Raw genomic sequence first — 13,213 nt, 5'->3', positions numbered from 1 at the left:
AATTGATGACGCACATGCCTCGCCCACAAGCCAGAACACTACCATGCGGCCAAGGCGTGCCCGACGGTGGAGCACGGGGCCGTGGCGCATGCTCAAACCGGTCCGGTCGATTTGAAACACACGAGAAAATCGAATTCGACGACGGTTGGACCGGCAACGATGCTCCCGCCCAGATCGAGACCACACTGTCTCCACTCAAGTCCCGCACAATCATCAGCCGTAACGACAGTCCGGATATCAGTTTCGATCAGTCCATAAACCCTTATGTGGGCTGTATGCACGGCTGCATCTATTGTTATGCGAGACCCAGCCACACCTATATGGGCCTGTCTGCGGGGCTCGATTTCGAGAGCCGCCTTTTTTACAAGCCAGACGGCCCCGCCTTATTGGCCAAAGAACTGTCCTCGCCTCGCTATCGGTGTTGCCCCATCCACATCGGTGGAAACACAGACCCATATCAGTCCGTCGAACGTGACACGCAACTGACGCGGCGGTTGCTGGAAGTTGTACAGCGCTTCAACCAACCGATATCGATCATAAGCAAGTCTGCATTGATTAAGCGTGATGCAGATATTCTCGGTGAAATGGGACAGCGAAATCTAGCCGTCGCCTGTATTTCGATCACGACACTGGACCGTAAACTGGCCCGCGACATGGAACCGCGCGCCGCAACGCCGGCACGTAGATTGGAAGCGATCAGCCGCCTCAGGGATGCGGGCTGTCCTGTCAGCATAGGTTTTGCCCCTGTTATTCCCGGCCTGAACGACCATGAATTGGAAGCTGTTCTGGAAGCAGGTGCTAAGGCGGGAGCCACAGGGGCGATGTATGTGACGCTACGCCTGCCGCACGAAATCAAGGATCTGTTCCGTGAATGGCTGGATAAGGCCCGCCCCGACAGGGCCGCACGTGTGATGTCACTGATCCGCCAGACACGACGGGGTAAGGATTATGATGCTGACTGGTCACAGCGTATGCGCGGCACCGGCCCCGTCGCTGAACTGATCGCTACACGCTTCAAGGCAGCCATCAGGCGTTATGGTCTGCAAAAACCATACAGAGCACTGGATACTACCCAGTTTCAGCTCCCGCCCGAGGCAAGGCCACAAATGGACCTGTTCGACGGCTAGTCAGTCGTTGGCCGCTGACGGATCGATAAAGTCCTCGACCAGCTTGCGCCAAGCGGCATCGGTTGCATCCACCAAGTCGACATCTTCGCTCAGGGCCACAGCACCATCGCCGTCTGGAAGGATCAGGCCATAGACTTCCATCTCTTCGTCCTCGGCATTGGTGTGAATTTCGGCCTGAACGATAATGACCGGCTTCTCTCCCTCTTCATCCCACCAGATGGCAGGCTGGGGCAGTTCCATGTCCAGTGGATATGGGCGCTCGGTATCGCCCAGAGCAAATACCGCGGCTTTGGACTGAACGTCTTCAAGTGTTGCGATACGGCCCGTAAACGGCTTCAGACGATCCCAGTCGTCAAAGTCGAAACCACCGCCGTCCACATCGTCAATGTCATGATCTTGGGTCATCGTAGAACCTTGCAGGATCAGCGGCGGAAAACGCCGACCAATTCGATATGGTTGGACCAGATAAACTGGTCAATCGGCGTGACTTTTTCGAGCGTAAATCCAGCGTCCACAAGCACACGCGCATCGCGGGCAAAGGTTTGCGGATTACACGACACACCCACGATCGTGTGCGCCTTGGTGCCCGGCAGCTGCTGGGTTTGCTCCAGAGCGCCCGCACGCGGCGGGTCCATAACTATGGCATCACATCCCTTGAGATCATAGGGTGACAAAGGACGGCGGAACAGGTCGCGTGCCTGCGCCTCAATGCCTTTCAAGCCTTGGGCCGTTGAAAGGCCTGCCTTCAGAGCAGTAATCGACGAGGCTGCAGAATCTGCAGCCATCACCGACGCCACCTCGGCCAGCGGGAAGGTAAACGTCCCTGCCCCACAAAACAGGTCTGCGACCTTTTTGGAGCCTTTGACAGCCGCCACCGCACGCTCGACCATCGCCAGTTCTGCTGCCGGAGAGGCCTGAAGGAAACCCCCAGCCGGAACCGGCACCGAGGCCCGCCCGAAGCGAATGCGCGGTTGACGCTCCATAACAAGCGTATCGCCATCAAGACTGAGTCGAGCAAAACCGCCTTCTGCCGCCGCCGCAATGGCTTTGGCTAGCTGGTCAGCGTCTGGACCTCCCGAGCGTTTTTCAACACCCGTCACATCCACATCAATGCCGGTATCAGTCAGGGTTGCGTGAAGGGTCGGTGCTGATTTTGGATGCACCAGAAAGGCATCGGCCACGCGGGCCAGCGCCGGAAATGCTGCAACCAGTGCCGGATCTGACACCGGACAATCGCGCAGCTCTACCAGACGCCAAGAGCGACGTGCCTTGAAACCAAGCAGCACACGTCCATTTGGTCCGCGACGCGCATGCAGTGCAATACGTCGACGCGTGGCACGTGGCGTCGCTACCGTCGCCTCCACCTCGGTTTCCAGACCTTCACGGCTCAGAGTATGAACCACCACATCATGCTTCCATTCCAGATAGGGCGCATCGGCCCAGTGCTGGAGCGGAGCCACGCCACATTCGGCATAGGCTTCGGAGAAGATAGGCCGACGATCGGCACTGGCTTCCAGAATTTCAAAGCTCTCGACACGGCCGTTTTCAATTACGGCGCTGACGACCTCGCCCGGTAAAGCGCCCGGCACAAAAACAGCGCCATTCGGCGTATCGGCGATCCCGTCGCCCTGATGGCCCATGCGGGTAATGGTCAGTGTCTGAGTCATGTGCCGCTTCTAGCGACAGAAAGCGGCAAAAACAAAGGTGAACGAACATGAACAGCTTGCACGCCACCTGTTCAAATACCGTTCAGGTTCACATCGCTAATCCTGACATCAAGACGGGGCGGCCCGAATGACCGCTCCATTCAGGAGCCGGGTAAAATGATCGCCAAGAAATCTGCCTTTGCACTCGCCACTATCGCTTGTGTCGCCACTGTTTTGCCGACCATGGCCTCGGCTCAAAGCTACGGCTCATACGGCTCCTATGGCTATAACGGCCAGAACCAAGCCTATTACGACCCTTGCGTGCGAGACCAGCGCCAGCGTCAGGCTGGCTCGGGTATGCTGGGTGCTGCGATTGGTGCCATTGCCGGTTCGCAAGTTGCTTCGCGCGGTCGCCGCACCGAAGGCAGTCTGTTGGGTGGCGTTCTGGGGGCCGCAATCGGTGCCGGTGTTGGCCGCAGCACGGCAGCCTGCACCCCGGGTGACTATCCGCCTGCCGCGCCGGTCTATTACGAGACGCGCCCGACCGCCCCGACCTATGACCCACGCAACAACCGTCGCGATGACGGTTACGACTATTACCGCGACTATCCGCAAGACTATGACCGCGGCTATTCCAAACCGGCTCCGGTCGATGATGGTTGCCGTTTGGCCGAAAGCGAAATCCGCATGCCGGATGGTCGCGTAGAAACCCGCCATGTCCGTACCTGCCCGGACGCCAGCGGCCGCTATCGCATCGTCGATTAAACTTCAGCCCCCCTGTCGATTGACGATGCGAAGAGGGCCGTCGGATTACTCCGGCGGCCCTCACTTTGATTCTGGCGTAGTTGTTAGGCTTTGCGCGCCCAGAGCAAGAATTCGGTATTGCCGTCCCCGCCTGTGATCGGGCTGGGTGCCACGTCCTGTACGGACCAGTCGATATTCTCCAGCCAGTCTCGTACCTTCGTGATTGCCGCCTGATGCACCTCAGGGTCTTTGACCACACCCTTCTTGCCAACACCTGACGGGCCATCAGCCTCGAACTGCGGCTTTACCAACGTCATCAGATGCGCGCCGTCTGCCGCCAATGACAACGGAACAGGCAGCACCTTCAACAGGCTGATGAAGCTGGCGTCGCAAACAATCAGCGCGGGCGCTTCGGCAATCTGAGCTGTCGTCAGTTCGCGGGCGTCGGTCTTTTCAAGGTTCACAACACGGGCATCATCGGCGATGCGCGGGTGCATCTGCCCCTGCCCGACATCGACGGCAAAGACCTTTGCCGCGCCGCGATCAAGGCAGACCTCGGTAAAGCCGCCGGTCGAAGCCCCGACATCCATCGCCACCTTGCCCGCCACATCCAGCGGCCAAAGTTCAAAGGCGCGCTCAAGCTTTAGCGCGCCCCGTCCAACCCATCTGTGGGCATCGGCATATTGGATATCTGCGTCTTCAAGAACCTTGAGCGAAGCGGCCTTGGCCACTTCGCCGGCAACGGTGACATTGCCCGCCTCGATGGCCGCCTTGGCCTTGGACCGGCTTTCGGCCAGTCCAAGGTTCACAAGGTGTTGGTCGAGCCGGATACGGCTCACGCCATCGCTTCCAGACGAGCCAGTGCGGCCTGCATCTTGGCCTTGCCGGCTTCGGCATCGGCCAGCTTCTGGCGCTGTTCCTCAACGACTTCCGGCGCGGCGCGCGAGACGAAGTTCGGATTGCCCAGCTTCTTGTTGTAGTGGCCGATGTCGCTGTCGAAGGCGGCGATTTCCTTATTCAGGCGCGCCTTCTCGGCACCTAGATCAATGAAGTCCGCCAGCGACAGAGCCACGGTCGAACCACCCGACACGCAGGTCACAGCACCGGCAGGCGCAGCATCCAGCAGCGAGACTTCCGACACGCGGGCCAGTTGCAGGATCAGCGGACGATGACATTCGACTAGAACCTTGGTCGCGTCATCAACGCCAACAAAGGCCAGCGGCGGCTTGGCCGACGGCGGCACGTTCATTTCCGCACGAAGACCACGCAGTTCACCGATCAGATCCACGAGCCAGCCGATTTCAGCTTCGGCAGCCGGATCGATGAAGCTGTCCGGCAGTTGCGGCCACGAGGCACCGATCAGCAGGCTCTCGCGCGCCGGACCCGTCTTGCCCAGTTCGGCCCACAGCTCTTCGGTGATGAACGGCATCACCGGGTGCAGCAACTTCAGCGTCTCGTCCAGAACCCATGCGGTCATGGCGCGGGTCTCGGCCTTGGCGGCCTCGTCCGTACCGTTGAAGACCGGCTTGGCCAGTTCGAGGTACCAGTCGCAGAAGACGTTCCAGATGTAGCGGTACAGAGCACCGGCTGCATCGTCGAAACGGCCACCGAGGATGGCTTGCGATACGGCGCGCTCGGCCTTGGCCAGCTCGCCACGGATCCAGCGGTTGATGGTCTGCTCTACGGTTGACGGGTCGAAACCTTCGACGCGGGCGCATTCGTTCATTTGGCTGAAGCGTGCGGCATTCCACAGCTTGGTGCCAAAATTACGATAACCTTCAATACGTTGTTTCGACAACTTAATGTCGCGCGTGCCCGACAGGATGGCCATGGTGAAGCGCAGCGGGTCGGCACCCAGCTCGTCTATGATCTCCAGCGGGTCGATGACATTGCCCTTGGACTTCGACATCTTCTGGCCCTTCTCGTCGCGGACGAGGCCATTGATGATGACGCGCTTGAACGGCGCATCGCCCATGAAGTGCTTGCCCATCATCATCATGCGGGCAACCCAGAAGAAGATGATGTCGGCGGCGGTCACGAGGTCCGATGTCGGATAGAAACGGGCCAGATCGTCCGTATTTTCCGGCCAGCCCATGGTCGAGAACGGCCACAGCGCCGACGAGAACCACGTGTCCAGTACGTCCTCTTCACGCTTCAGTTCAACACCGGCACCCAGTTTGGCTTCGGCTTCGGCGCGGGCTTCTTCTTCGGTTTCAGCAACGAAGATTTCACCATCCGGGCCATACCAAGCCGGAATCTGGTGGCCCCACCACAGCTGGCGCGAGACGCACCACGGCTCGATGTTATTCAGCCACTCGAAGTAGACCTTCTCGTACGACTTCGGCTCGAAGACGGTTTCACCATCTTGAACAGCCTTCAGCGCCGGCTGGGCCAGGGTCTTGGCATCAACCCACCACTGGTCGGTCAGCCACGGCTCGATGACCGCGCCCGAGCGGTCGCCGTGCGGGACCATGTGTTTGGTCTTTTCGATCTCTTTCAGCCAGCCGTTTTCTTCGGCGTTGGCGATGATCGCCTTACGCGCAACGAAACGGTCCATGCCGACGAACTCGGCCGGAATTTCCGGAACCTCGTCCGCGATAATGCGGGCCAGCGAGTCCATGATGTTCAGCGACGGCAGGTCAGCACGCTTGCCAACCTGGAAGTCGTTGAAGTCGTGCGCAGGCGTGATCTTCACCGCGCCCGAGCCCTTGGTCGGGTCTGCGTATTCGTCGGCCACGATCGGCACGCGACGGCCGGTAATCGGCAGGACCACTTCCTTGCCAACCAGACCCGCGTAACGCTCATCCTTCGGATGAACAGCCACACCGGTATCGCCCAGCATGGTTTCCGGGCGCGTGGTGGCGACCACGATGTAATCGCGGGTCTCGAACTCGGTCGGCTTGCCTTCCTCGTCGAAAGCCACCGGATGCTGGTAGGTGACGCCATCAGCCAGCGGATAGGCGAAATGCCAGTATGCGCCGTCGACTTCCTTCTGCTCGACCTCGAGGTCCGAGATGGCGGTCTGGAAATGCGGGTCCCAGTTCACCAGACGCTTGGCACGGTAGATCAGGCCTTCCTTGTACAGCTGAACGAAGACTTTGCGGACGGCCTCGTTCAGGCCCTCGTCCAGCGTAAAGCGTTCGCGCGACCAGTCAGCCGATGCGCCCAGACGGCGCAGTTGGCGGATGATGGTGCCGCCCGATTCAGCCTTCCAGTCCCAGACCTTCTCGACGAAAGCTTCGCGTCCCATCTCGCGACGGCCCGGCAGGCCTTCGGCGGCCAGCTTGCGCTCGACGACCATCTGGGTTGCGATACCGGCGTGGTCGGTGCCCGGCAGCCACAGCACGGCCTTGCCGGTCATGCGGTGATAGCGCGCCAGAATGTCCTGAAGCGTGTTGTTCAGAGCGTGACCGATATGCAGGCTGCCCGTCACATTCGGCGGCGGAATGACGATCGAATAGGCCTCGGCTGCGCTGTCGGTCTTGGGCTGGAACAGTCCGCTTTTTTCCCACTGTGCATACAGGCGGGGCTCGGCGGCCTTCGGATCGAACGTCTTTTCAAGCATGGTCATGTCTTTGTCTCTAGCGCACGGCGCAGTCCGCGTCGCGGGCCGAGGGTGATGAAATAGAACAGAAAAAGGCGGCCCCGCCGGAGCCGCCCTCATCATTTAATATCTGGTGGCGTCAAAGGCTAGTTCGCACTGCGGGCAATCCGCTCGACTTCCTTGCGTACTTCGCGCTCGACAATGGTTGGCAGGTTTGCATCCAGCCACGACTTCAGCATTGGACGCAGCATATCGCGCACCATCCCCTCGACCGTGTTTCCGCTGTCGAACGGCATGTTAGGAACATCCGACAAAGCCGGACGGCCAACCGACGCAGCCAGACCAGCAAAAGCATTGGCTGCATTGGCTGCGGTCGTATCACTGACCAGATTCTCATCAACGGCAGGGAAGTCAGCGACTGAATAGTCTTCGACAACCGGCTCCGGTTCAGGCTCGGCTTCATAAACCGGCGCACTGACATCCAGATCGCCGATAACCTCTGCAGACACGGCTTCATAAGGCTCGGTCAATTCCAGAACCTCGTCTTCGACTTCGACTTCAGGTTCGGCCTCGACTTCAACCGCAGGTTCAGGCGCAGTTTCGGCAGCCGTTTCCGCAGGCGCGTCGTCTTCAGAGATAATCCGGCGGATAGACGCCAGAATCTCTTCCATTGTCGGTTCCTGAGTGGTCTGATCGGTCATGGCGAGCCTTAGATGCCTCAAGTCAGCGATTGTGCTGCCGCGTAACAGAAACCTAAAGTTTTAAGAAAACGGGAATCGGCAGCGCGCGTATCAGTTGTTCTATCTTCGTCGCATCATCCCTGCACAGAATCAACGGGCGTTTCTCCCCTAACTGGGGATGTTGGACATATTCTGCCCTGCCCGTGATCCTGAAATCAGCGTTGTCAGACTTTAGGGGCGCGGTGCTGTCCGCACGATTTCGCCCTTCAGTTCACGATCAACCGGCGCATCCTCGATATCGGCTGGCGGTGTGATGCGCGGTGCGCCCACAGCGTCAATAGCTTCGATCACACCATCCCAAGGCAGTGCTCCGCGCGTGCGTACAGCACGATAATTGGCCTCTGCATCATAAGCGTCCAGCGTCGGATCCAGAGACGGGCCGTTGAGACGGCCCATAGCTGACAACAATTGAGCCTGCGCCACATAATAGTTGCGACGGGCCGAAGCCAACGAGACCTGTGCGTTACGCAGTTCCAGTTCCTGATTCAGAACATCGAGTGTAGTGCGAAGGCCTACCTGCGCTTCCTGGCGAACCCCTTCGGCAGCCACAGATGCCGCTCGCACAGCTTGTTCTACGGCTTGCAGCGACGAGCGGGCCGAGGCTGCTTGTGCGTAGGCTGAACTGACGGATTGCAGGACGTTACGACGTTCGCCTTCAATATTGATCTGTGCCGCATTGGCATATTCCAGCGCCTGCGCCACACGCGAACGGTTCAGACCACCCGTGAACAACGGTACCGAAATCTGGGCACCCGCCGTGAAATTCGTATTGGCCGACAGGTCAGCATTCGAAAACTCGTTCGAAGTGCCACCATAAGATGCTGTCAAACGGGCATTCGGACGATATTCAGCGCGGGCTGCTGCCACATTGGCCTCTGCGGCCGACAGATTATGCTGCGCCGCCAGCAACGCCGGATTATTGACCAGGCCCTCGTCCAGCGCAGCGTCAAAATCGGTCGGGACATTTGGCAGGGTCGGCAATTCTTCCAGACTGCTCGGAGCCTGACCGACGACCGTGGCATAGGCCGCACGCGAAACTGAAAGCTGGGCCTGAGCCTGTGCCAAATCGGATTCAGACTGGGCCAGACGCGCTTCGGACTGGGCGACATCGGTGCGGGTAATTTCGCCCACCTCGAAACGCGCATTCGATTCATCAAGCTGGCGACGCAGCACTTGCAGATTTTCCTGACGTACACGCAGGATTTCCATATCACGCAACACATCGGCATACGCTTGGATGACCGACAACATCACGCGCTGCTCAACACCGCGTAGATTTTCACGACCTGCCAGAATATTGGCATCTGCCGAAGCAATAGCATTGCGGGTACGTCCACCCGACCAGATGGTCTGGGACAATTGAACCGTAGCCGACAAAGAATCCGATTCGCGCGCGCCACCGACCGTGCTTGTCGAGCCGGGAATCGTACCCGTTGCATCGGCCACACCGTCACCGTCCAGATCGATCGGCAGGATCGTCGCACCAGTGTTGGTTGTTATGCGGTCGCTGTCGCTGCGCTGGTAGTTTGCACCGCCAGAGACGCTGATGTTCGGGCGAAGGCCGGCGCGGGCCTGTACCGTGGTTTCATCCAGAGCGCGCTGGTTAGCGCGCTGGGCCAACAAGGTCGGATTGGTGCGATAGGCCAGATTGACCGCATCGCGCAGAGATTCGGCCATAGCCGGACCGGACAGTCCGCCCGCAATCAGAGAAATGATAGCCGCCGAAGCCAGAACGCGAGAGCGATTCAACATAAAACCTGTTCCTGTCTGCCCCCACGGGGGTCATCCATGATGCCTAACACCGGTGTAGATGGCTGCAAGCGACCATCTACACCAGTTAAGTTTTTTTCACGCAGGTTACGCTTCGTTCCGTCGCCCTTGTGGCGGCTATATTTTAAAGCGCAAAAGTCGGTGCAGGAGCCAGCTCGCTCAGAATATCGGGGGCAGCATCAAACAGTTCGCGACGCGAAACCGCTTCTGCGCCCTTCACATAGAGCACAGCCTTGCCCGCAGGACCCGTACGCTCAACCACGACCAAACGACCATTCGGGGCCAGCGCAGCGATCCAGGCATCCTGACGCGCCGGTACAGCGGCCTCTGAAACGATCACATCATAGCCTTCGCCCACCGGCTGATTCAGCGGGGCCACAACCGTTTCGACGCCATAGTCGGCCAGAGCCTCGCCGGTAACAGCGAATACGTCTGCGTTCGAATCCTGAACGGTGACCTCCAAGCCCATCTTGGCCAGAACCGCCGCCGCATAAGGACCAACCATAACCAGTGCTTTTTCACCGGCCTTGGCCTCGGCACCTTCCAGCAGCTTGCCCATATCGCGCGGCAGCATCAGGCGACGGTCACCAGTGATTTCCGGCATGGCGTCGGCATAGGCCGAGAAAGCGCGCTCCGGCGCACAGAAACGCTCGCGTTCGACGCTGCCCATAGCGGCGTGCAGTGCGCGGTTCGTCACGTCATTTACGCGGACTTGCGAGTCCACCATAACTTTGCGTGCTGCGGCGAAATCCATGTTTCAGAGTCCTTGAAGGCGACAAAGGCAAAAAATCTGCCGCGCTTATAAGACTCTACGTTGCGAACCGCAAACTAATCAGGTAGTCACCCCTTCCTCGCAGCAATGCAGTGCCCTTCGGGGCTGTGGCCTGATGGCGGAGTGGTGACGCAGAGGACTGCAAATCCTTGCACCCGGGTTCGATTCCCGGTCAGGCCTCCACTGCTGTGAAATCGAAAAGCCGCCCTTCGGGGCGGCTTTCTTTTTGCCTGAAATTCAGTGGTAGCAAGGGTTTGAGCGGCACATCGCCCTGCTCGCCCCCTCTAAAATCGTGCGATTAGCCGAATGCCATCTGATGCAAGGCTATGCCGCTGGTGACGGCAACATTCAGAGAATCAAAACCGCCCGCCATGCGAATCCCCACGGGGATACATTGATCGATAACAGCCTGAGGCAAGCCCGGCCCTTCGGCCCCCAATAGAATCGCCGTGCGTTTCGGGGGACGATAATCGGCCAACTGCATTTGTGCCGACGGGGTCAGCGCCAAAACGTCAAAGCCCCTACCCTGCAAGCCGCCAACAATCTCGCCTGCCGTCGGCACCTGAATTATCGGCGTGCGTAGGACAGCCCCAACCGAAACACGGATCGCCTTGCGATAGAACGGATCGCAACAGGTCTGATCCAGAATCACACCCGCCGCACCGAACGCCGCGGCATTACGAAAAATGCCGCCCATATTATCGTGATTTCCGATCCCGCTGGCCACGACCAGAAGCGACTTTTCGGCCACATCCTCCAGACCATCCAGAAACCCATCCATCGAAACCGGCTCCGACTTACGCCCCAGCGCCAAAATCCCGCGATGCAAATCAAACCCCGCAATCGCGTTCAGCACATCCTGTGACGCCAGATAGACCGGCACGTCGTATGAGCCCTTCTCCACCAACGAACGCAGGGCCTCCCAGCGCTTTTCGGCAATCAGGATCGCCACCGGCTCGCACAGGCTTGCAGGTGACAGCAGCACATTCAGCACCACCTCCCCCTCGGCGATAAACAGCCCCTCGCGCCCCGTCAGGTCGCGTTCCTTGATGTCGCGAAACGGTTGGACAGCAATATGGTCGGGGTCTGTAATGGTGATCGGCATCATAGCCGCCAGCCTAGCGCATCATGACCGACAGACGGCGAATGAAAAAACGTGACCATTTCTGCATTTTAGCAGTTGCATGAATCAAAAGCCGTGCGCTATACGCCCCTCTCCCTCGGGGCAGTGTTCCGCGGTAGCTCAGCGGTAGAGCAGCCGACTGTTAATCGGCTGGTCGTAGGTTCGATCCCTACCCGCGGAGCCAGCCCCGAGAGGTTTTACGAAATGCGCCCTTATGTGGCGCATTTTTCGTATCTGCACCCTGCTCCTCTCTAAAAGATCAAAGATTTTTCTCTTTTAGATCAAGTCCTAGCTTGCAGGAATCAAATCCCCGCTGCTATAGACCCCTCACCGAGAGGCAATGGTCCGCGGTAGCTCAGCGGTAGAGCAGCCGACTGTTAATCGGCTGGTCGTAGGTTCGATCCCTACCCGCGGAGCCACTCTTCTTGGATTAAAAAAGCGTCGCTTTATGCGGCGCTTTTTTCGTATCCGGTATCAGCAACCGTGTCCAAAGCCCTCGTGGTTTGCCGCCTCATAGGTACGCCGGATAATCTCTTCCAGAACCGCCTGATCCACATCGACCAGCTTGTTCAGGTAGAGACAGGCTTTGGAGCATTTGTACTTGCCCAGTCGGTCCAGCATCGCCTCGTAATCGGCAAAGCCTCCGACATACAGAACCAGTTTGGCCTTGCGCGGCGAAAACCCCACACGACACATATCGCCTTCATGCCCGCTGGCATATTTATAGTGATAGGTGCCGAAACCGACGATGGACGGTCCCCACATCACGGCCCGCTCGCCTGTGATGCGCTCCATCATCTTGCGGACTGTATGACCATCGGCGCGCCTCAACGGATGCTCCACCGCATCCAGAAACGCATCCACACTAACGCCTGTGGGTTTGGTTTTAGCCTCGGTCATAGATTTTTCCCGCTCTTCAGCGTTCGCAGCCTACACCATCTCCGTCGCGATCCAGATGCGAACCATAACCCGGCTGGCCACGTCGCACAGGTGCCGCGCCCGCCGCACGGGCTTCACTGCAATTGGCAAAATATCGCGTGCGGGTGCCTACACCCACGCCGTTTCCCGCCAGACTTCTGGGTTGGCTGCTCGCTCCACCGGAAGATCGACCAGATCCACCGTCCGAGCGATGACAGTGATAGCCGCCATTACGCCGGTCATTATGACATCCTTCGGCATTCAAACCACCCGGATGCGCCATAGCCACCGGACCCGCCATCAGTGCCGATAGCCCCGCCACAACCGCAATCAGTTTCATCACTTCCCTCACCTTCTGAATCGCCATTCAAGCACACCCATGCCTAAGATGGCGTTAGGCATCAGACTGAACAAAGCCTTGGCGGCAGGAGCGCACCATGACGGGCAAAACCCATATCGGTATCGGCGGCTGGACGTTCGAACCGTGGCGCGGCACCTTTTATCCTGCCGGCCTCGTTCAAAAGCGCGAGCTAGAATATGCCGCTTCCAAACTGACCTCGATCGAGATCAACGGCACCTATTATTCCACCTTCAAGCCCGACATCTGGATGAAGTGGCGTGACGAGACACCGGACGGCTTTGTGTTTTCGATCAAGGCCAGCCGCTATTGCACCAATCGCAAAGTGCTATCCGAAGGTGGCGAGAGTTTTGATAAATTCCTGTCGCAGGGCCTGACTCTGCTGGGTGACAAACTGGGCCCCATCAACTGGCAGTTCATGGGCATTCGTATTAATACAGTGGGTGAATAAACACACATCCACTTTGACGG

12 protein-coding genes, 3 tRNA genes and 1 pseudogene are annotated in these 13,213 nt (G+C 58.8%); 6 read left to right on the top strand and 10 right to left on the bottom strand.

Features of this window, described 5'->3' with window-relative positions:
• Window positions 1-14 precede the first annotated feature (14 nt).
• A complete protein-coding gene (locus WEU32_RS07050; RefSeq protein WP_406853379.1) occupies window positions 15-1,127 on the top strand; it encodes a PA0069 family radical SAM protein in 1,113 nt (370 codons plus the stop codon).
• Here WEU32_RS07050 and WEU32_RS07045 read toward each other — a convergent pair whose 3' ends face one another.
• Window positions 1,128-1,532, bottom strand: coding sequence for a hypothetical protein (locus WEU32_RS07045; RefSeq protein WP_312137406.1), 405 nt, complete (start codon window positions 1,530-1,532; stop codon window positions 1,128-1,130).
• Between the two features lie 17 nt (window positions 1,533-1,549).
• Window positions 1,550-2,794, bottom strand: coding sequence for a class I SAM-dependent RNA methyltransferase (locus tag WEU32_RS07040; RefSeq protein ID WP_406853378.1), 1,245 nt, complete (start codon window positions 2,792-2,794; stop codon window positions 1,550-1,552).
• 156 nt (window positions 2,795-2,950) lie between these two features.
• Here WEU32_RS07040 and WEU32_RS07035 point away from each other — a divergent pair, with 156 nt between their 5' ends.
• On the top strand, window positions 2,951-3,538 hold the full coding sequence (locus WEU32_RS07035; RefSeq protein WP_312137410.1) for a glycine zipper 2TM domain-containing protein: 588 nt from the start codon (window positions 2,951-2,953) through the stop codon (window positions 3,536-3,538).
• An 83-nt stretch (window positions 3,539-3,621) separates the two neighbouring features.
• Here WEU32_RS07035 and WEU32_RS07030 read toward each other — a convergent pair whose 3' ends face one another.
• The 5 genes from WEU32_RS07030 to WEU32_RS07010 all read right to left on the bottom strand — a co-directional run bounded on the left by WEU32_RS07030 (window position 3,622) and on the right by WEU32_RS07010 (window position 10,325).
• Window positions 3,622-4,356: a TlyA family RNA methyltransferase gene (locus WEU32_RS07030; protein WP_406853377.1), complete on the bottom strand. Its 735-nt coding sequence runs from the start codon at window positions 4,354-4,356 to the stop codon at window positions 3,622-3,624.
• On the bottom strand, window positions 4,353-7,082 hold the full coding sequence (locus WEU32_RS07025) for a valine--tRNA ligase (protein WP_406853409.1): 2,730 nt from the start codon (window positions 7,080-7,082) through the stop codon (window positions 4,353-4,355). The genes WEU32_RS07030 and WEU32_RS07025 overlap by 4 nt, the downstream gene beginning before the upstream one ends.
• Window positions 7,083-7,207: 125 nt before the next feature.
• Window positions 7,208-7,762: a DUF2497 domain-containing protein gene (locus WEU32_RS07020; protein ID WP_406853376.1), complete on the bottom strand. Its 555-nt coding sequence runs from the start codon at window positions 7,760-7,762 to the stop codon at window positions 7,208-7,210.
• 210 nt (window positions 7,763-7,972) lie between these two features.
• On the bottom strand, window positions 7,973-9,553 hold the full coding sequence (locus WEU32_RS07015; protein ID WP_406853375.1) for a TolC family outer membrane protein: 1,581 nt from the start codon (window positions 9,551-9,553) through the stop codon (window positions 7,973-7,975).
• A 142-nt stretch (window positions 9,554-9,695) separates the two neighbouring features.
• Entirely contained in the window at window positions 9,696-10,325 is a 630-nt protein-coding gene (locus WEU32_RS07010) for a protein-L-isoaspartate O-methyltransferase (RefSeq protein WP_312137417.1), read from the bottom strand.
• Between the two features lie 127 nt (window positions 10,326-10,452).
• On the opposite strand from WEU32_RS07010, the gene WEU32_RS07005 reads away from it, so the two are divergent.
• Window positions 10,453-10,526, top strand: a tRNA-Cys gene (locus tag WEU32_RS07005).
• Between the two features lie 115 nt (window positions 10,527-10,641).
• Here the strand turns inward: WEU32_RS07005 and WEU32_RS07000 are convergent.
• Window positions 10,642-11,451: an RNA methyltransferase gene (locus WEU32_RS07000; RefSeq protein ID WP_312137420.1), complete on the bottom strand. Its 810-nt coding sequence runs from the start codon at window positions 11,449-11,451 to the stop codon at window positions 10,642-10,644.
• 124 nt (window positions 11,452-11,575) lie between these two features.
• On the opposite strand from WEU32_RS07000, the gene WEU32_RS06995 reads away from it, so the two are divergent.
• Window positions 11,576-11,650, top strand: a tRNA-Asn gene (locus WEU32_RS06995).
• 160 nt (window positions 11,651-11,810) lie between these two features.
• Window positions 11,811-11,885: transfer RNA gene (locus WEU32_RS06990), tRNA-Asn, on the top strand.
• Between the two features lie 55 nt (window positions 11,886-11,940).
• Here WEU32_RS06990 and WEU32_RS06985 read toward each other — a convergent pair.
• Together WEU32_RS06985 and WEU32_RS06980 are read right to left on the bottom strand one after the other, a co-directional pair.
• On the bottom strand, window positions 11,941-12,366 hold the full coding sequence (locus WEU32_RS06985; RefSeq protein ID WP_312137422.1) for a DUF1801 domain-containing protein: 426 nt from the start codon (window positions 12,364-12,366) through the stop codon (window positions 11,941-11,943).
• 16 nt (window positions 12,367-12,382) lie between these two features.
• A complete protein-coding gene (locus tag WEU32_RS06980; RefSeq protein ID WP_312137424.1) occupies window positions 12,383-12,724 on the bottom strand; it encodes an excalibur calcium-binding domain-containing protein in 342 nt (113 codons plus the stop codon).
• 97 nt (window positions 12,725-12,821) lie between these two features.
• On the opposite strand from WEU32_RS06980, the pseudogene WEU32_RS06975 reads away from it, so the two are divergent.
• Window positions 12,822-13,172 (top strand): annotated as a pseudogene (locus WEU32_RS06975) (DUF72 domain-containing protein); the annotation flags it as partial.
• Window positions 13,173-13,213: the final 41 nt, after the last annotated feature.

The organism is Brevundimonas sp. BH3, from assembly GCF_045345115.1.
In the GTDB taxonomy this organism is placed as follows: Bacteria; Pseudomonadota; Alphaproteobacteria; order Caulobacterales; family Caulobacteraceae; genus Brevundimonas.
Note: the sequence above shows the minus strand (reverse complement) of the source record. Positions and strands in the feature narration are given on the sequence as shown.

Bases quoted from the DNA above. Each gene is read 5' to 3' on its own strand.
- WEU32_RS07050 (WP_406853379.1), top strand. From the start codon at position 15: ATGCCTCGCCCACAAGCCAGAACACTACCATGCGGCCAAGGCGTGCCC.
- WEU32_RS07045 (WP_312137406.1), bottom strand. From the start codon at position 1,532: ATGACCCAAGATCATGACATTGACGATGTGGACGGCGGTGGTTTCGAC.
- WEU32_RS07040 (WP_406853378.1), bottom strand. From the start codon at position 2,794: ATGACTCAGACACTGACCATTACCCGCATGGGCCATCAGGGCGACGGG.
- WEU32_RS07035 (WP_312137410.1), top strand. From the start codon at position 2,951: ATGATCGCCAAGAAATCTGCCTTTGCACTCGCCACTATCGCTTGTGTC.
- WEU32_RS07025 (WP_406853409.1), bottom strand. From the start codon at position 7,082: ATGCTTGAAAAGACGTTCGATCCGAAGGCCGCCGAGCCCCGCCTGTAT.
- WEU32_RS07020 (WP_406853376.1), bottom strand. From the start codon at position 7,762: ATGACCGATCAGACCACTCAGGAACCGACAATGGAAGAGATTCTGGCG.
- WEU32_RS07015 (WP_406853375.1), bottom strand. From the start codon at position 9,553: ATGTTGAATCGCTCTCGCGTTCTGGCTTCGGCGGCTATCATTTCTCTG.
- WEU32_RS07010 (WP_312137417.1), bottom strand. From the start codon at position 10,325: ATGGATTTCGCCGCAGCACGCAAAGTTATGGTGGACTCGCAAGTCCGC.
- WEU32_RS07000 (WP_312137420.1), bottom strand. From the start codon at position 11,451: ATGATGCCGATCACCATTACAGACCCCGACCATATTGCTGTCCAACCG.
- WEU32_RS06985 (WP_312137422.1), bottom strand. From the start codon at position 12,366: ATGACCGAGGCTAAAACCAAACCCACAGGCGTTAGTGTGGATGCGTTT.
- WEU32_RS06980 (WP_312137424.1), bottom strand. From the start codon at position 12,724: ATGAAACTGATTGCGGTTGTGGCGGGGCTATCGGCACTGATGGCGGGT.